This is a genomic window from Paraburkholderia sp. BR10141 (genome assembly GCF_056155635.1).
The window spans coordinates 176,438-192,908 of sequence record NZ_JBMIQH010000017.1; the positions used below are offsets into that span (position 1 = coordinate 176,438).

Annotated in this window: 15 protein-coding genes; 4 read left to right on the forward strand and 11 right to left on the reverse strand. The window is 65.6% G+C overall.

Annotated features, from left to right (window positions below):
- Nucleotides 1–23: 23 nt before the first annotated feature.
- From truA to leuC, 6 genes are all read right to left on the reverse strand, one after another.
- A complete protein-coding gene (truA, locus tag ACOJB8_RS23430; RefSeq protein WP_342946971.1) occupies nucleotides 24–839 on the reverse strand; it encodes a tRNA pseudouridine(38-40) synthase TruA in 816 nt (271 codons plus the stop codon).
- 16 nt (nucleotides 840–855) lie between these two features.
- Nucleotides 856–3,189: a FimV/HubP family polar landmark protein gene (locus ACOJB8_RS23435; RefSeq protein ID WP_475014570.1), complete on the reverse strand. Its 2,334-nt coding sequence runs from the start codon at nucleotides 3,187–3,189 to the stop codon at nucleotides 856–858.
- Nucleotides 3,190–3,355: 166 nt separating this feature from the next.
- The gene (gene asd / locus ACOJB8_RS23440) at nucleotides 3,356–4,477 is read right to left on the reverse strand and encodes an aspartate-semialdehyde dehydrogenase (protein ID WP_069261383.1); all 1,122 of its coding nucleotides are present in this window, start codon (nucleotides 4,475–4,477) and stop codon (nucleotides 3,356–3,358) included.
- Between the two features lie 323 nt (nucleotides 4,478–4,800).
- On the reverse strand, nucleotides 4,801–5,868 hold the full coding sequence (gene leuB, locus ACOJB8_RS23445) for a 3-isopropylmalate dehydrogenase (RefSeq protein WP_133183870.1): 1,068 nt from the start codon (nucleotides 5,866–5,868) through the stop codon (nucleotides 4,801–4,803).
- Nucleotides 5,869–5,912: 44 nt separating this feature from the next.
- A complete protein-coding gene (gene leuD, locus ACOJB8_RS23450) occupies nucleotides 5,913–6,563 on the reverse strand; it encodes a 3-isopropylmalate dehydratase small subunit (protein ID WP_069261385.1) in 651 nt (216 codons plus the stop codon).
- Nucleotides 6,564–6,581: 18 nt separating this feature from the next.
- Nucleotides 6,582–7,991, reverse strand: a complete 1,410-nt coding sequence (leuC, locus tag ACOJB8_RS23455; RefSeq protein ID WP_069261386.1) for a 3-isopropylmalate dehydratase large subunit — start codon at nucleotides 7,989–7,991, stop codon at nucleotides 6,582–6,584.
- Between the two features lie 638 nt (nucleotides 7,992–8,629).
- Between leuC and ACOJB8_RS23460 the strand changes: the two genes are divergently transcribed.
- The 3 genes from ACOJB8_RS23460 (at nucleotide 8,630) to ACOJB8_RS23470 (ending at nucleotide 10,451) form a co-directional block, all read left to right on the forward strand.
- A complete protein-coding gene (locus ACOJB8_RS23460) occupies nucleotides 8,630–9,544 on the forward strand; it encodes a MipA/OmpV family protein (RefSeq protein WP_083244979.1) in 915 nt (304 codons plus the stop codon).
- Nucleotides 9,545–9,694: 150 nt separating this feature from the next.
- Nucleotides 9,695–9,988, forward strand: a complete 294-nt coding sequence (locus ACOJB8_RS23465; protein ID WP_069261840.1) for a TFIIB-type zinc ribbon-containing protein — start codon at nucleotides 9,695–9,697, stop codon at nucleotides 9,986–9,988.
- A 55-nt stretch (nucleotides 9,989–10,043) separates the two neighbouring features.
- Nucleotides 10,044–10,451: a tellurite resistance TerB family protein gene (locus tag ACOJB8_RS23470; RefSeq protein ID WP_035512506.1), complete on the forward strand. Its 408-nt coding sequence runs from the start codon at nucleotides 10,044–10,046 to the stop codon at nucleotides 10,449–10,451.
- Nucleotides 10,452–10,570: 119 nt separating this feature from the next.
- Here ACOJB8_RS23470 and ACOJB8_RS23475 read toward each other — a convergent pair whose 3' ends face one another.
- The 4 genes from ACOJB8_RS23475 to ACOJB8_RS23490 all read right to left on the reverse strand — a co-directional run bounded on the left by ACOJB8_RS23475 (nucleotide 10,571) and on the right by ACOJB8_RS23490 (nucleotide 14,284).
- The gene (locus tag ACOJB8_RS23475; RefSeq protein WP_321930572.1) at nucleotides 10,571–11,227 is read right to left on the reverse strand and encodes a response regulator transcription factor; all 657 of its coding nucleotides are present in this window, start codon (nucleotides 11,225–11,227) and stop codon (nucleotides 10,571–10,573) included.
- Nucleotides 11,228–11,298: 71 nt separating this feature from the next.
- Nucleotides 11,299–12,651, reverse strand: coding sequence for a sensor histidine kinase (locus tag ACOJB8_RS23480; protein WP_475014578.1), 1,353 nt, complete (start codon nucleotides 12,649–12,651; stop codon nucleotides 11,299–11,301).
- A 74-nt stretch (nucleotides 12,652–12,725) separates the two neighbouring features.
- Nucleotides 12,726–13,208, reverse strand: a complete 483-nt coding sequence (locus tag ACOJB8_RS23485) for a hypothetical protein (RefSeq protein ID WP_069261390.1) — start codon at nucleotides 13,206–13,208, stop codon at nucleotides 12,726–12,728.
- Between the two features lie 233 nt (nucleotides 13,209–13,441).
- On the reverse strand, nucleotides 13,442–14,284 hold the full coding sequence (locus ACOJB8_RS23490) for an alpha/beta fold hydrolase (RefSeq protein WP_475014581.1): 843 nt from the start codon (nucleotides 14,282–14,284) through the stop codon (nucleotides 13,442–13,444).
- 163 nt (nucleotides 14,285–14,447) lie between these two features.
- Here ACOJB8_RS23490 and ACOJB8_RS23495 point away from each other — a divergent pair, with 163 nt between their 5' ends.
- On the forward strand, nucleotides 14,448–14,912 hold the full coding sequence (locus ACOJB8_RS23495) for a VOC family protein (RefSeq protein ID WP_342946964.1): 465 nt from the start codon (nucleotides 14,448–14,450) through the stop codon (nucleotides 14,910–14,912).
- A gap of 117 nt (nucleotides 14,913–15,029) precedes the next feature.
- Here the strand turns inward: ACOJB8_RS23495 and gltA are convergent, their stop codons facing one another.
- Nucleotides 15,030–16,331 (reverse strand): citrate synthase, encoded by a 1,302-nt coding sequence (gene gltA / locus ACOJB8_RS23500; RefSeq protein ID WP_069261393.1) that lies wholly within the window; start codon nucleotides 16,329–16,331, stop codon nucleotides 15,030–15,032.
- Nucleotides 16,332–16,471 lie beyond the last annotated feature (140 nt).

Here is a 16,471-nt window from a genome sequence, read left to right on the forward strand (position 1 = left end):
GGCGATTTGCGGTGCGGGCCGCTTCAGGCACGGCCTTCCGGCGCGTCGCTCCAGATCGCGCTCCACGGCACGCTCGCAGTATGCGGCGCGGGTACCGCGAACTCATCAGGATAGCCTACCTGGGCGAGATAGAGGCCATCGGGCATGAAGGTCGGCGCGGCGGCGGTGCGGTCGCGGCCCGCCAGCACCTCGGCCATCCACGCGGCCGGATAGCGCCCTCGCCCTACGGCCACGAGGCAACCCATGAGGTTGCGCACCATATGGTGCAGGAACGCGTTGGCGCGAAAGCGGAAGTGGATGAAGTCGCCCTGCGGCCGGATGTCGATCTGGTACAGATGCTTGACCGGCGTCTTCGCCTGGCATTCCGACGAGCGGAACGACGAAAAATCGTGCTCGCCGATGAGGCATGCCGCCGCCTCCCGCATGGCATCGACGTCGAGCGACGCATGGATCCAGCCCGCGCGGGCCGCCAGCATCGGCGAGCGCACGGGGTTCACGTAGAGCACGTAGTAGTAGGTGCGCTCGAACGCGGCGAAGCGCGCATGGAACGCCTCGGGCATCGGCTTGGCCCACTGCACCGCCACCGTGGAGGGCAGGAACGCGTTGGTGCCGCGCACCCAGGAGAACGGGGTGCGGTCGAGGTCGGTGTCGAAGTGCACCACCTGGCCGAGGCCGTGCACGCCGGTGTCGGTGCGGCCCGCGACGATGGTGGACAGCGGCACGGTGGCGAACTCGCGCAGTGCGCGTTCGAGCGCGTCCTGCACCGTCTTGCCGTGCGGCTGCGACTGCCAGCCGCAGAACGCGGCGCCGTCGTACTGGATTCCTAGCGCGATACGCATACGGCTTGCAGCAGCGTCACGAAAGCGGAGCGAGCGTCGACAGCAGCGCCTGCGCGTCGCTGCGCGTGGCGGGGTCGTTCGACTCGATCACTTCGTTGATGAGCGAGCGGGCGCCGGACACGTCGCCAAGCGCGATGTACTCGTGCGCGAGGTCGAGCTTGTTGCGCGCGATGCGCGCGAGCTGCTCGGGTGTGAAGACCGGCAGCGGCTCGGCCGAATCGGGCGGCAGGTTCAGATCGAAGTCGAGCGTGAGCGCGCCAAAGCGCGGCGCGCCGAGGCCCGCGAGCGCGCCTGCGCCCGCCGTACCCGCTTCGATGGCCTGGCCCGCCAGCGGCGGAGGCGGGTCGAAGAACGGCGAAGAAAGACGCGCCGACGCCTCGGGTGTGGCGGCCGGCTCGGTCGAGAGCGGCGCCGTGGGCATGACCGGCTCCCCGATACGCGGCGGCAGGGGCAGGTCGAGGCCACCCAGCGCGTCTACTGCATCTTGCGGGAACGCGATCGGGACTTCGGCGTAGCTCATGTCCTTCGCGGTGACTGCGGGTGCTGACGGGATTTCAGGTGCGGTAAGCGGCGCCGGCGGGCGCTCGAAGGCTTCGGTGATGGGCGGTGTCGCGACGGGCGATTCGGCCTGCGGCGCCTGCGGCGCCTGCGCGGCTTGCTGCGGTTGCGCGGCTTGCGGTGCGCCGTCGCCGAAGTCGAGCGCGAGATCGGGCGTAGCAGGCTTTTGGGCGTGCGCCGGTTCCTCCAGCGTGCGCGCCAGCGCTTCGGCGTCTTCGGCTGTGCGCGGCGCGCCGAGACTTTCGGGCGGCAGCGCATCCGCGCCCAACTCCGCCGCTGCGGCGAGGCTGGCCGCGTTGGTCGCGTCGGCAAGCGTCTGCGGCTCCGCCGGTTCGACGTCGTGCGGCAGTTCGGGGGCCGCGTGAGCTTCCTGCGCTGCCGAAGGCGCTTGCGCAGGGGCCGGGTGCAGTGTGTCGGTGAGCGTCGGCGGCAGCGCTTCGTCGTGTTCGAGCGGCGCGGCAGTCACGGCTGGGGTGGGCACCGGCGTGATCGCGACTTCGTTCGCAGCGGGTTCAGCCGGCGCAACCGGCGGCACAAACTCCGCTTCCTCGAGAGGCGCGACTTCGTTCACGCCCGGTTCATCCCCGGCGTGCGAAATCGGCTCGCGCAATACCGGTGGCTCTTCGGCCTCAGGTGCGGCGGCAACGGCGGCGGCAGCCGACCCAGACGGTGTCGGCTCGTGCGCTTCGGGCGAAACCTCAGGCGCCTGCTCAGGCGGTTTCTTGCGTTTGCGCGTAAGCAGGCGCACGAACAACGCCAGCAGCGCGACGACGATCGCCGCCACGGCACCCATGGCGATCGGCGAGACTTCCGGTTGACCGCCGGCCGGGCCGGCGTTCGCCGCACCGTTCTGCACAGGCGCGCCGCCTTGGGTAGCAGGCGCACCCGCGGACGCGCCGCCCGCCGTTTGCGCCGGCTTGCCGATGCCGTGCTGCTGCAACGCCATCAGCACGCGGTTCTTCAGTGCGAGGAGCTGCTGCAGGCTGGAGACGGTCACGGGCGCCTTCGCGCCTTGTGCCGATGCGCTGCTGGCCGGGGCCTGCTGAACCGCACCGCTCCATACGTGCGAGTCGCTGCCCGCCGACGCCGGCGCCGCGGCGCTGGCGCCCATGGCAGCGGCACCAGAAGCGCCTGGCGCCGGCGCTTCGGGGCCGCTCGCTGCGACTGCCGAGGCAGCCCCCGCAGTCGCCGCGGCAGCACTTGCCGAACTCGCGCCGCCCGTTGCGGCAGCAGCCGCCGACGATGCAGCCGCTACCGCCTCGGCAGCGCCGCTCGAAGCAGCGGCCGGGGTGCTGGCAGGTGCAGCAGGTGCGGCCGCCGTGGCGGCAGCGCTGGCGGCAGCCGAAGCTGCAGCCCCACCCGATGCCGCCGTCATGCCCTGCGGCGCACTCGAAACGTCCGGCGTGGCCGGCACGTTCAGCGTCGCACCCACGCGCATGCGGCTGGGATCCTGCTTGATGAACGCACTGGGGTTCGCATCGAAGAGCGCGTGGCTCATGCGTGCGAGCGTGCCCTTGTCGTGCGACTGCGTGAGGTCGACGGCCACGTCATGCAACGACTGTCCGGGACGAACGGTGTATTGCCCCGCGATGCTCACCGCCGCCGCGGTGGACGATGCAGCACTGGGGGCACTGGCACCTGCCGCGCCTTGCGCCGCACTCGCGCCGCCCTGCGCAGCGGCGAGGCCGCAGAACAGGAAGCTCGCCGCCGCCACGGTGGCGCGGATGGCGCGCCGCCCTTGGGCGCGCTTCGCGCGAGGCGCGGCGGAAACAGAATCAAATCGAACGATCATCAGTTGCCCTGGCATACCGCTCTTGCGGCTGTCGATCAAATAGGTGTGTGCTTCGGGGCGATTGCATCGATGCATGCAATAAAAAGCATGCAACAAAAAAAGCGCCGCGACGGGCGCGGCGCTTTTCACCCTGTCTACGCGTCATTAGCCGCGTAGTTTAATTCATTCACTTGTCGAGCAGAATGCGCAGCATGCGGCGCAGCGGTTCAGCCGCGCCCCACAGCAGCTGGTCGCCCACCGTGAAGGCCGACAGATACTCGCCGCCCATGGCCAGCTTGCGCAGACGGCCAACCGGCACCGACAGCGTGCCCGTCACCACGGCCGGCGACAGATCGCGCATCGACGCCTCGCGCTGATTCGGCACGACCTTGACCCAGTCGTTGGCCGAAGCGAGGATGCCGTCGATCTCGTCGAGCGGCACGTCCTTCTTCAGCTTGATCGTGAGCGCCTGCGAGTGGCAGCGCATCGCGCCGATACGCACGCACAGGCCGTCGACCGGAATCGAGCCCGGCTGGCCCATGGCCGGCTTGCCGAGAATCTTGTTGGTTTCCGCGCCGCCCTTCCACTCTTCCTTCGACATGCCGTTGCCGAGATCCTTGTCGATCCACGGGATCAGCGAGCCCGCGAGCGGCACGCCGAAGTGTTCGGTCGGCATGGCGTCGCTGTTCATGGTGGCCAGCACCTTGCGGTCGATGTCGAGGATCGCCGACGACGGATTCGCCAGATCGCCCGCAACCGATGCGTTGAGCGCGCCCATCTGCGAGAGCAGTTCGCGCATGTTCTGCGCGCCCGCGCCCGAAGCGGCCTGGTACGTCATGGCCGTCATCCAGTCGACGAGGTTCTCGCGGAACAGGCCGCCCAGCGCCATCAGCATGAGGCTGACCGTGCAGTTGCCGCCGACGAAGTCCTTCTGACCCTTGACCAGCGCATCCTTGATGACATCGAGGTTGACCGGGTCGAGGATGATGACGGCGTCGTCCTTCATGCGCAGCGCCGAGGCCGCGTCGATCCAGTAGCCGTTCCAGCCTGCCGCGCGCAGCTTCGGATACACCTCGTTGGTGTAGTCGCCGCCTTGGGCAGTGATGATGATGTCGCACTTCTTGAGCTCGTCGACGCTGTTCGCGTCCTTGAGCTTCGTCTCGTTTTTGGCGAACGACGGAGCCGCGCCGCCTGCGTTGCTGGTGCTGAAAAACACCGGTTCGATCAGGTCGAAATCGCGTTCTTCCTGCATGCGCTGCATCAGCACGCTGCCGACCATGCCGCGCCAACCTACGAGACCTACGTTCATGACTAACCCTTGAGATGGACACTTCCCCGCTTCGCTCGCCCGGCGTGGCCGCGCGGGGAAGATGAGCGGGCACGACGAGCGATCAACGAATGGTGATCGTTTTGATAATCGTCGTTTTCGTGGTGATGGCGAGCGAAATCGCACGGGCTTTCATGCCGTGGATGTTCGTAACAGTCGTGATCTGGGAGATCTTCGCCATCGAAGCAATATACACGAAACAGTTAATTTGCGCGGAAAAACCATGCTTTCCGCTATTTGGACGCCCGTTCAGGCGCGCGAAACAAAAAAGGGCACGCCTGAAACGGCATGCCCTTCGTGCGACTTTACAGCGCTGCGATCACCGCATCGCCCATTGCCACCGTGCCGACCTGCTTGCAGTCCGGCGTGATGATGTCGGCGGTGCGATAGCCTTGTTCCAGCACCTTCTTCACCGCGCTCTCGATGCGGTCCGCCTGTTCCGGGCGGCCCAGCGAGTAACGCAGCATCATGGCAGCCGAAAGGATCGTGGCGAGCGGGTTGGCGATGCCCTTGCCCGCGATATCCGGTGCCGAACCGTGCGACGGCTCGTACAGACCCTTGTTGTTCTTGTCGAGCGAGGCCGAGGGCAGCATGCCGATCGAGCCCGTGAGCATCGCGGCTTCGTCCGAGAGAATGTCGCCGAACATGTTGCCGGTCACCACCACGTCGAACGCCTTCGGCGCCTTCACGAGCTGCATGGCCGCGTTGTCGACGTACATGTGCGACAGCTCGACGTCCGGATATTCCTTCGAGACATCGATCATGATGTCCTTCCAGAACTGCGACGTTTCGAGCACGTTGGCCTTGTCGACAGAAGTGAGCTTCTTCTGGCGCTTTTGCGCGGCCTGGAACGCCACGTGAGCGATGCGGCGCACTTCGGGCTCTGCATAGCGCATCGTGTCGAAGCCTTCGCGCGCGCCCTTGAAGTTGCCGTCCGGCGCTTCGCGCGTACCGCGCGGCTGGCCGAAATAGATGTCGCCGTTCAGTTCGCGCACGATGAGGATGTCGAGGCCCGAAACGATTTCCGGCTTCAGCGACGACGCTCCCGTGAGCTGCGGATAGCAGATCGCCGGGCGGAAGTTCGCGAACAGTTCCAGATGCTTGCGCAGGCCGAGAATGGCCTGCTCGGGACGCAGCGCGCGCTCGAGCTTGTCGTACTTCCAGTCGCCCACGGCGCCGAACAGGATCGCGTCGGCCGACTTCGCCAGCGCGAGCGTTGCCTCGGGCAGCGGATGGCCGCTAGCCTCGTAGCCCGCGCCGCCAACCGGCGCCTCTTCCAGCTCGAACTTTTCGCCGAGTGCATTGAGCACCTTGACGGCTTCCTTGACGATCTCGGGACCGATGCCGTCGCCCGGCAGCACTGCAATCTTCATCCTGTGATTCCTCGCTGTTTGTTCAGTGTGCGTATGTGCAGTTATCAGAGCACGCGGTTGTTCAGCCACGGCTGGCGCGCGAGGCGCTCGGCTTCGTACTGGCGGATCTTGTCGGCGTGACGCAGCGTGAGGCCGATGTCGTCGAAGCCGTTCAGCAGACAGTAGCGGCGGAACGCGGCCACTTCGAACGGATATTCCTTCGAGCCGTCCGTCGTGCGCACGACCTGCTTGTCCAGATCGACCGTGAGCTGGAAACCGTTGAACGCGTACGTCTCGTTGAACAGGTGATCCACATCCGCTTCGGAAAGCACGATCGGCAGCAGGCCGTTCTTGAAGCAGTTGTTATAGAAGATGTCCGCGAAGCTCGGCGCGATGATCGCGCGGAAGCCGTACTGGTCGAGCGCCCACGGCGCGTGTTCGCGCGAGCTGCCGCAGCCGAAGTTCTTGCGCGTGAGCAGCACCGAGGCGCCCTGATAACGCGGCTGGTTCAGCACGAAGTCGGGGTTGAGCGGGCGCTTCGAGTTGTCCTGACCAGGCTCGCCGTGGTCGAGGTAACGCCATTCGTCGAAGGCGTTCGGGCCGAAGCCGGTGCGCTTGATCGACTTGAGGAACTGCTTGGGAATGATCGCGTCGGTATCGACATTCTCGCGATCGAGCGGCGCCACGACGCCGGTGTGTACGATGAATTTTTCCATGATCCGTGTAGCCTCTGCTCAGCCCAGCTTGCGAATGTCGACGAAATGGCCTTCGATTGCCGCGGCGGCTGCCATGGCCGGGCTCACGAGGTGCGTGCGACCGCCCGCGCCCTGACGGCCTTCGAAGTTGCGGTTCGACGTAGACGCGCAGCGCTCGCCCGGCTCCAGCCGGTCGGCGTTCATCGCGAGACACATCGAGCAGCCCGGCTCGCGCCATTCGAAACCGGCTTCGGTGAACACCTTGTCGAGGCCTTCGCGCTCGGCTTGCGCCTTCACGAGACCCGAGCCCGGCACGACCATCGCGAGGCGGATGTTCGGCGCCACGCGGCGGCCGAGCTTCTTCACGACGTAAGCGGCGGAGCGCAGGTCTTCGATGCGTGCGTTCGTGCACGAGCCGATGAAAATCTTGTCCGGCTTGATCGACTCGATCGGCGTATTCGGTTCGAGCGCCATGTACTGCAGCGCGCGTTCCATCGCGTCGCGCTTGACCGGGTCCTTCTCGCGCTCGGGGTCCGGCACACGGCTGTCGACTGCCGTGACCATTTCCGGCGACGTGCCCCACGTGACCTGCGGCACGATGTCGGCCGCGCTCAGTTCGACCACGCGGTCGAAATGCGCGCCTTCGTCGGTGCGGAAGTTCTTCCAGTACTCGACGGCCTGATCCCACTCCGCGCCTTGCGGCGAGTACGGACGGCCCTTGAGGTATTCGATCGTGGTGTCGTCCACGGCGACCATGCCGGCGCGCGCGCCGCCTTCGATCGCCATGTTGCACACGGTCATGCGGCCTTCCATCGTGAGGCTGCGGATCATCGAGCCGCCGAACTCCATGGCGTAGCCCGTGCCGCCCGCCGTGCCGATCTTGCCGATGATGGCGAGCACGATGTCCTTCGCGGTGCAACCGCGCGGCAGCTGGCCCTCGACCTTCACGAGCATGTTCTTGCTCTTCTTTTGCAGGAGCGTTTGCGTGGCCAGCACGTGCTCGACTTCAGACGTGCCAATGCCGTGCGCGAGCGCACCGAACGCGCCGTGCGTGGACGTGTGCGAGTCGCCGCAGACGATGGTCATGCCGGGCAGCGTTGCGCCCTGTTCCGGACCGACGATGTGCACGATGCCCTGACGCTGGTCGGCCATCTTGAACTGCGTGATGCCGAAGGCGTCGCAGTTCGAATCGAGCGTGTCCACCTGCAGCTTCGAGACCGGATCGGCAATGCCGTGGCTGCGGTCCGTGGTCGGCACGTTGTGGTCGGAAACGGCCAGATTCGCGCTGATGCGCCACACCGGGCGCTCGTGCAGTTTCAGGCCTTCGAAAGCCTGCGGACTGGTGACTTCGTGCAACAGATGACGGTCGATGTAGAGAATCGTCGTGCCATCGTCTTCCGTGTGGACCACATGGGTGTCCCACAATTTGTCGTAGAGCGTCTTTGCCATGATGTGCGGGGAAATGTTTGACTGCGGGGCAATACAGTGTGAATCGATTATGCCACGCGAAACCCGCTCACCACAGGACCCCTTCCGAAAAAAAGCGATAAAAAACAGGGAGTTGGGTGGTAGTCGCGATACCTGTATCAGCGTTACCCGGCGCGCGCGTCGTCGGCGCGCAGGGGCGCCACGCCGTAGCGGGCGCCACTCGGCCGTGCGTCAAAAGGGTTCGGGATACAAAAAAGAGGATGCGCCGGCCCGACCACGACCGGCGCAAGTTGGTGACCGCTGTGAGAACGGTGCAACATGGGCTTCGGGTTCCGCGACACAGGGGGGCCGCATCGCCGAGGTCCATAGCTGTCTAACGGCAAATCGGCGCCAAGGTTTAATCGGGTGATTGCGGCGCTCCAGAAAGGTGCGTGGAGCTTTCGCAATTCAATTAGTTTTCCTGATTATCAAGACTCGTTTCACGCTTTCGACGGCCATCGCCACCGGGGGCGCGGCGAGTCGCCGGGGCGGACGCCGCCCGGTCATGGACAAGCCAGGCACGAGGTTTGCTCGACGAGCCCGGCCGCGCGGAGTTCCATTGTGAGTGCGTCGCACTCAACGAACGACGCCGCGGCTCACCAGGCAAACCCGGAGGCTTCATGCCACTCGCAATCCGCACTGCGCAACAACGAAAAAACAGAATAAAACCATCGGCGCCGCGCCGCTCGCGGGCCACGCAGCGTGTGTCTCTCGCCGCTGCGGCATGCGCTCTCGCCGCGCTCGCCCCGCGTGCCGAGGCGCAGACCCCCTCGCCGCTCGGCGAATGGCAATATTCCGCGGGCATTCCGCTGGAAAAGATGTTTCAGCCGAACCGTCCCGACTTCGAGGCGCGGCTCGGCGTGGGCGCCACCTTCGAACCGCGCTACGACGGCTCGGACCGCTATCACACGCTGGTCGGGCCGAGCATCGATCTGCGCTACAAGGACATCTTGTTCGGTTCGACGGGCGAAGGCTTCGGCGTCAACGTTCTGCAGGGCCCGAACTGGCGCGTGAGCGTCGCCGGGGCCTACGACCTCGGACGTCGCGGCCAGGACGACCCGACGCGGCTGCACGGCATGGGCAACATCAACCCGGCGCCCGAATTGAAGATCGCCGGCGAGTACGTGATTTCGAAGGACTTTCCGCTCGTGTTCCGCACCGCCTTCACGCGCAGTTTCGGCGGTTCGAACGGCTGGACCGCGGATCTCGGCGCCTATATGCCGCTGCCCGGCAGCAACCAGAACTTCTACTGGTTCGCCGGCCCCTCGGTCACATTCGCCGACTCGAACTACATGCAGAGCTGGTTTGGCGTGACGCCGCAGCAGGCGGCCGCGTCGGGTTACCGCCAGTACGACGCGAGCGCGGGCCTCAAGTCGGCCGGCTTCGGCATCACGATGGTCTACTTCGTCAACAAACATTGGTTCGTGAGCGCGGACGGCGCCATCAAGCGCCTGCTCGGCAGCGCCTCGCACAGCCCGATCATCCAGTCGAAGACGGGCGGCGTTTGCGACGTCTCGATCAATTACCAGTTCTAGTGTGGCCGGCCGCCTGACCGGCGTCAGGCCGCCCCGCTCCTCATTCTTCGCTCATTTTGCTCTGTCAGGATGGTTTCCATCGAGGCCGCACTGCCCTTCAGGCAAGACGGCACGGGCCTCGATGACCTGTCACTCATCACGGAGCGCATCATGAAATGCCCCAACTGCCCTGACGTCACCCTCTCGCTCACTGAGCGTCAGGGCGTCGAACTCGACTACTGCCCGCAGTGTCGCGGCGTCTGGCTCGATCGCGGCGAACTCGACAAGCTGATCGAACGCAGCGGCAACCGGCACTATCGCAACGAAGGCGATGCACAGGCATTCCGCCAGCACGGCTCGAAGCACAGCGCGCAACACGGCGACTATGCCCCGCGCCGCGCTCACGAAAGCTACCGCGGCAACAGCCACCGTCGCAAGTCGTGGCTGCAGGACATCTTCGACTGAGCCGCTGCTGCGCCTGCCGTTTTATCGACATCACGTTTGAAGAGGATTCCTGACCATGCGTACCTATACCTGCAACAGCCCGCAAGCCGCGGGCCGGATCGTCGCCGTCGCGCTGCTCGCAGACGGCCACCTGAGCAGCGAGGAGCTTGCAGCCGTCCATCGCGCGCGCCTGGCCGACCGGCTCGGCCTTGCGCCCGGCGAATTCGGCGACATACTCAAGGGCCTCTGCGAAGACTTGCAGACCACTTCGCACCTGAACTGGAGCGATGCGTGCAAGCTCGACTCCGACGTGATGCAGCAGGTGATGCGCGAGCTCGACGATCCCGCGCTGCGTGCCGAAGTGCTGAATCTGTGCCATGTGGCCGTGTATTCGGACCGGCACGTGGCCGAAAGCGAAGTCGCGCTGCTCGCCTCGCTTAGCCGTGCGTGGCAGAAGGAACCCTGGCAGCGCCTGCTGGCGTAAGTTCGAGCGCGATGCGTGACCTTCCCCCGCGCATCGCGCCACGCGGCGAGCCCCGCGCCCGCCGCGGTTTTTACAGCGCGCAGCTTTTTGCGCGCTTTTTTCTTCGATTGCGCCGACGCTCACACGCACACGGCCCAGCCGAGCCCGCGCACATTGCGGATCACCGCGTGACCGAACTTGCGGCGCACGCTGTAGATTACGGCGTCGACCGCGTTGCTTTCCACTTCCTCACCCCAGCCATAGAGCCGCTCCTCGATTTGCTGTCGCGACAGGATCGCGCCCGGCCGCTCGAGCAACGCGAGCATGAGCGCGTATTCGCGCGCGGAGAGATCGTCGGACTGACCGTCGAACGTGAGGCGGCGCGCGTTCATGTCGAGTGTGACGCGGCCGCTGCCCATGGTCGGCGAGGCAAAGCCCGACTTGCGTCGCACCACGGCGCGGATGCGCGCGAGCAGCTCCTTGCTCTCGAATGGCTTCACGAGATAGTCGTCGGCGCCGAGATCGAGGCCTTCCACGCGCGTGTCCACGTCGTCGCGCGCGGTGATGATGAGCACGGGCGTGGCGTCCTGCGACTCGCGCAGCGTGCGCAGCACGTCGAGCCCGCTCATATCGCCGAGACCGAGGTCGAGCAGCACCGCCGTATACGAGCCGTCGCGAATGGCGTCGCGACCGCTCTCGCCCGTGCGCACCCAGTCGACGCTGTATGACGCGTCCTTCAACGCGCGCAGCAGCGCTGGGCCGATCAGCAGATCGTCTTCGATCAGCAGAATGCGCATCGTGTCCGTCCCTTGTTTCACATGCTTCCCCGGATTTTGCCTGACCTGTGCTCGCTAGATCGACGCGGTGCTCACGCGCGCGGCAACTCGCGCGGTAATTCGATACGCGCGACGATTCCGCTTTGCCCATCGCGCCGGTTCGCGAGCGTCACGCACCCGCGATAGCTGCGCGCTACCGCCTGCGCGATGGCGAGACCAAGGCCGCTGCCGTGCGAGTCGTGCTTACCACGCGGGTCACCCCGATGACCACCCGCGCGAAAAAACCGGTCGAACACGCGCGGCAAATCGGCCTCGGCGATGCCGGGTCCGTTGTCGATCACGTCGATGACGACACTTTTGTCCTCGCGGCGCACCGCCACGTCCACGTTCGCGCCTGCGTGGCTATAGCGAATCGCGTTGTCCACGAGGTTGCGCACGAGCACGCGCATGTCTGTTTCGGTTGCGCGCACCGTCACGTCGTCGAGGCGCGTCACGCCCAGATCGACGCCGCGCGCGTCGGCGAGCGGCAGCAGGTCGGCCAGCACGTCAGTGAGGACTTGCGCGAGCGGCACCTCCGCCAGCACGCGTTGCGTGCTGCCGATTTCGGCGCGCGCGAGACCGAGCAGCTGCGAAACGAGCGCCCCGGTGCGCACGATGCCGCGGCGCAGTTCCTCGAAGCGCTCCGGGTACTGTTCGGGCGGCGCGTTGTGCAGGTTGTCGATCTGCAACTGCATGGCGGAGATCGGCGAGCGCAGTTCGTGCGCGGCATCGGCGATGAACATGCGCTCGGCATTCACGAGCACGGAAAGGCGCTCGATCATGCGATTGATCGACTCGACGAAGGGCCGCAGCTCGACGGGTGCCTGCCCCACTTCGAGCGGCTTGAGGTCGTGCAGATCGACCTTCGCCGCACGCCGACCGACGCGCTCGAGCGGCCGCAGTGAAACGCGCACCGTCACCGCGATCGTGAGAGCGAGCAGTGGCAGCAGCGCGAGCACCGGCAACAGGCTCCAGAACGCCACGCGCAAGGCGTTGCGATTGCGCATGCTGCGCGATTCGGCCACCTGAATGTATTCGTCGCCGGCGGCGAGTGCGAACACGTCCCATGACTCACCGTCGTATTCGACCGACGAGAAGCCGCTTGGCGCGCGCGGCAGCGCGATACGCGCGTTGCTCGTACGGCTCGGGACTTCGCCGTCGTCGGCGGACCAGATCTGCACGACGAAATTGTCGGCGGCGTCGCTGTCGCCGCGCGGCTCGATCGCGCGATGCGGCACGCCGGTCTGCACGTGCGCGGCAGCATCGCGCAGCGTCGTGTTGAACTCGGCGGCGAGACTGCGCACGACGAGGAAGGTGCCGAGCGCACCCAGCACGCCGACGAGGATCGCGAGCGTGCCGATCGCAATGCTCAGGCGGCGATGCAGGGAATGCGCGGCAAAAAACATGGAGCGTCTCGGGTGGGAAGGCGCGCTCCATCATAAAGGATTCGCCGTGCGCAAATCAGGCCGTGCGGTGGGTTTCAGCGATGCGAGCCGCCATGCATGCCACCCGCCCCGCTCCAGACGCCGCCGTGACCACCGTGGAAACCGCCATGAAATCCGCCGTGCATGCCTGGCCCCGGATGCATATGTGGGCCGCCAGGAAAGACGTGATCCATGTGATGAAAGTGATGGAAGTGATCGACGAACACGAACGAGCCGCCCACGAACACCGGCGGCCACCAGCCGTACCATGGACCGGCGTACCAGGTCGTCGCGTCGGTCCATGCCACCGGGTAGACCAGCGTGCCGTCGTTACCCTGCACGATCTGCCAGGTGCCGTCGGGCTGCAGGCAGGCGAGACCGCTGATCACCTGCGGCGCGCCGTCGATCTCGGCAGTGCCGGTGACGGTGCGGCAGTCGGGCGGCGGGTAAGACGACGCGTCCGCGGGCTGCTGCGACGTGGCCGGCGTCGTGCAGGCGCCCAAACAGGCCAGCGCCGTGAAGACGAGAAGTTTGCGCATGATGTCGCCTCTCTCGACGGACCGGCCTCGCGGCGCACGGGCTGTGCGCTTTGGCCGTGAAGACTCCATCGGTACGCCTGGCACGCAGCGCGTGAGCGGGCTCGCGCCGGCCGCGTGTCATCTGCAAAACGAGGGGCGCGGGGGCACTATTCCGTTGCGCCCGGCGCGAGCGGCCAGGCCCTGATTACGACTTGTATCCGCGATGTGGTTCCGCGAACTGGACGTGTCGCGTTTCATGCCTGCCACCGCTTGACGAACTCCCGGATATCGTCGTTCACACGGGCGGCGTGGTTGAAGTACATGCCGTGCGTGCCGCCCTCATAGACCTTCAGCGTCGCGTGTTCGAGCGCGGCCGCCGTGGGACGTCCGGTTATCTCGAGCGGCGCAGAGGCATCGCAGTCGCCGTGCAGCACGAGCGCCGGCACGTCGATCGCGGCCAGTTCGCGGCGAAAGTCGGTGACCATCTGCACGCGCGACAGCTGCGCCGCGCCGTACAGCGACGCGTTCAGCATCATGTCGGCCGTCCACTGAATGACCGCGTGCGATGTACCGAGGCTGAAGTAAGCCTCGGCGCGCCGCGAGATCCAGTCGGGAAACGACGTGAGCATCTCTTCGATGGACGCTTCGAAAAGGCTCGCATCGAGGCCGCCAGGATTGTCAGCAGTCTTGAGCAAGCACGGCGTCGACGCCGGCGAAAGCAGCACAATGCCTGCCACGCGGCGCGAGCCGTAGCGGCTCAAATAGCGCACGATCTCGCCGCTCGCGAACGAATGGCCGACCAGCGTGGCGCGTTCCAGACCTCGGGCGGCAAGGACAGCTTCGAGATCGTCGGCGAGCGTGTCGTAGTCGTAGCCGCGGCCCGGGTCGCTCGAGCGGCCATGCCCGCGGCGGTCGTAGGCCACGCAGCGAAACCCCGCGGCCGCGAGCGGCGCGCACTGGTAGTTCCACATGTCGGCGTTGAGCGTCCAGCCCGAGAGGAACACGAGCGGTGCGCCATCGCCCCAGTCGCGATAGTGCAGCGCGGTATCGTCGTCGATGCGGATGTAGCCGGGTTGGCGGGCGTTGAAAGTTGCCATGGTGGTCGCTCCTTGCGGGTGGGGTGTGCCGATGAGCGACATCGTCGTCGATGCCGTGCGAGCTGACGATTACGTGGGAGGTAAAGGCCGGGCGTGAGCGCGCTGCGCGCAATCGCACCACGCTGGTGCTAGATTCGTCACACGTACTGCCTGGGAGACAAGCATGAGCAATATCTCGCCGCGTCCGGCCTTCGGGTCTGCCATCTACTATCGCGATCCGTTCGCCGCGCTCGACTGGCTCGAAAAGGCGTTCGGCTTTACGCGCCAGTTCGTCGTCACGTCGCCGGACGGGAAGCTCGGTCACTCGGAAATGCGCTTTGGCGACGGCTACGTGATGATTTGCGGCGGCTGGCCCGGCATGCCCTACACGAGCCCCGCCGAACTGGAAGGCAAGAACACGCAGTCGGTCCACGTGCAGCTGAAAAGCGGCCTCGACGCGCATTGCGAACGCGCCCGCGCCGCCGGGGCAAAGATCATCCGCGAGCCGGCGGACCAGTTCTACGGCGACCGCGTCTATGTGGCGTGCGACCCCGAAGGCCACGTATGGAGCTTCGGCGAGACGGTGCGCGAGGTCACGCGCGAGGAGGCGGAAGCGGCGAGCGGGCTGAAGATCGACGGCTGGATTTGAGCGCGGCCGCGGCCTCAAATAGAAAACGCCCCGACGGGCGATAACCCGTCGGGGCGTTTGCATGAGAGCTCGCACGCGGCGCGCCATCGAGCGCGCGGCGTGGCAAAGCGAAACTGCTTAGCGTTGCGAGATCGGCTTCGCTTCGCGCGGCGTTTCGCCGATGAACAGCTGACGCGGACGGCCGATCTTCTGCTCGGGGTCGGCGATCATTTCGTTCCACTGCGCAATCCAGCCCACCGTACGTGCCATCGCGAAGATACACGTGAACATCGAGGTCGGGATGCCCAGTGCGCGCTGCACGATACCCGAGTAGAAGTCGACGTTCGGGTACAGCTTGCGCGACACAAAGTATTCGTCTTCCAGCGCGATCTTTTCGAGCTGCATGGCGAGCTTGAACAAAGGATCGTCGTGCAGGCCGAGTTCGTTCAGCACTTCGTAGCACGTTTCGCGCATGAGCTTCGCACGCGGGTCGTAGTTCTTGTACACGCGGTGGCCGAAGCCCATCAGCTTCACGCCCGAGTTCTTGTCCTTCACCTGCTTGATGAACTCAGGAATCTTGTCCGGCGAGCCGATTTCTTCCAGCATGTTCAGTGCGGCTTCGTTCGCACCACCGTGCGCCGGGCCCCACAGACAGGCGATACCCGCAGCGATACACGCGAACGGATTCGCACCCGACGAACCGGCCAGACGTACGGTAGACGTCGAAGCGTTCTGCTCGTGGTCGGCGTGAAGGATGAGGATACGGTCGAGGGCGCGCACGAGCACGTCGTTGACCTTGTACTCTTCGCACGGGTTCGAGAACATCATGCGCATGAAGTTCGCGCTGTACGACAGATTGTTCTGCGGATACACGAACGGCTGGCCGATCGAGTACTTGTACGCCATGGCGACGAGCGTCGGCAGCTTCGCGATCATACGGATCGCCGAAACTTCACGATGCTTCGGGTTATTGATGTCGAGCGAGTCGTGATAGAACGCCGACAGCGCGCCGACTGCGGCGACCAGAATCGCCATCGGGTGCGCGTCGCGACGGAAGCCGCGGAAGAAGAACTGCATTTGCTCGTGAACCATCGTGTGCTGCGTGACGGTCCTCACGAACTCTTCCTTCTGCGCCGCGTTCGGCAGTTCGCCGCGGTACAGCAGGTAGCAGGTTTCGAGGAAGTCGGCGTTTTGCGCAAGGTTGTCGATCGGGTAGCCGCGGTAGAGCAGCTCGCCCTTGTCCCCGTCGATGTACGTGATCGCCGAGTTGCACGACGCCGTCGACATGAAGCCTGGGTCATACGTGAACTTGCCGGTCTGACCGTACAGTTTGCGGATGTCGATCACATCCGGGCCCATCGTGCCCTTGTAGATCGGCAGTTCGACGCTCGGCGAATTGTCGCTGAACGATAGCGTGGCTTTTACATCAGACGGGGTCATAGCACATCCTCAATCGAAGATAAACACGGGATTCGATAGTTTTGTACGTCGGGCGCGGCGCCTCCATATTGCCGCCGCGCTCAGACGTTCCGAAGCAGCTCCAGCACCCGCTTCACGTCCGGGTCGGCAAGGTCGCCTTC

What these genes read in the sequence shown, in the direction of transcription:
- truA (WP_342946971.1), bottom strand. Translation starts at nt 839, where the DNA reads ATGCGTATCGCGCTAGGAATCCAGTACGACGGCGCCGCGTTCTGCGGC.
- ACOJB8_RS23435 (WP_475014570.1), bottom strand. Translation starts at nt 3,189, where the DNA reads ATGATCGTTCGATTTGATTCTGTTTCCGCCGCGCCTCGCGCGAAGCGC.
- asd (WP_069261383.1), bottom strand. Translation starts at nt 4,477, where the DNA reads ATGAACGTAGGTCTCGTAGGTTGGCGCGGCATGGTCGGCAGCGTGCTG.
- leuB (WP_133183870.1), bottom strand. Translation starts at nt 5,868, where the DNA reads ATGAAGATTGCAGTGCTGCCGGGCGACGGCATCGGTCCCGAGATCGTC.
- leuD (WP_069261385.1), bottom strand. Translation starts at nt 6,563, where the DNA reads ATGGAAAAATTCATCGTACACACCGGCGTCGTGGCGCCGCTCGATCGC.
- leuC (WP_069261386.1), bottom strand. Translation starts at nt 7,991, where the DNA reads ATGGCAAAGACGCTCTACGACAAATTGTGGGACACCCATGTGGTCCAC.
- ACOJB8_RS23460 (WP_083244979.1), top strand. Translation starts at nt 8,630, where the DNA reads ATGCCACTCGCAATCCGCACTGCGCAACAACGAAAAAACAGAATAAAA.
- ACOJB8_RS23465 (WP_069261840.1), top strand. Translation starts at nt 9,695, where the DNA reads ATGAAATGCCCCAACTGCCCTGACGTCACCCTCTCGCTCACTGAGCGT.
- ACOJB8_RS23470 (WP_035512506.1), top strand. Translation starts at nt 10,044, where the DNA reads ATGCGTACCTATACCTGCAACAGCCCGCAAGCCGCGGGCCGGATCGTC.
- ACOJB8_RS23475 (WP_321930572.1), bottom strand. Translation starts at nt 11,227, where the DNA reads ATGCGCATTCTGCTGATCGAAGACGATCTGCTGATCGGCCCAGCGCTG.
- ACOJB8_RS23480 (WP_475014578.1), bottom strand. Translation starts at nt 12,651, where the DNA reads ATGTTTTTTGCCGCGCATTCCCTGCATCGCCGCCTGAGCATTGCGATC.
- ACOJB8_RS23485 (WP_069261390.1), bottom strand. Translation starts at nt 13,208, where the DNA reads ATGCGCAAACTTCTCGTCTTCACGGCGCTGGCCTGTTTGGGCGCCTGC.
- ACOJB8_RS23490 (WP_475014581.1), bottom strand. Translation starts at nt 14,284, where the DNA reads ATGGCAACTTTCAACGCCCGCCAACCCGGCTACATCCGCATCGACGAC.
- ACOJB8_RS23495 (WP_342946964.1), top strand. Translation starts at nt 14,448, where the DNA reads ATGAGCAATATCTCGCCGCGTCCGGCCTTCGGGTCTGCCATCTACTAT.
- gltA (WP_069261393.1), bottom strand. Translation starts at nt 16,331, where the DNA reads ATGACCCCGTCTGATGTAAAAGCCACGCTATCGTTCAGCGACAATTCG.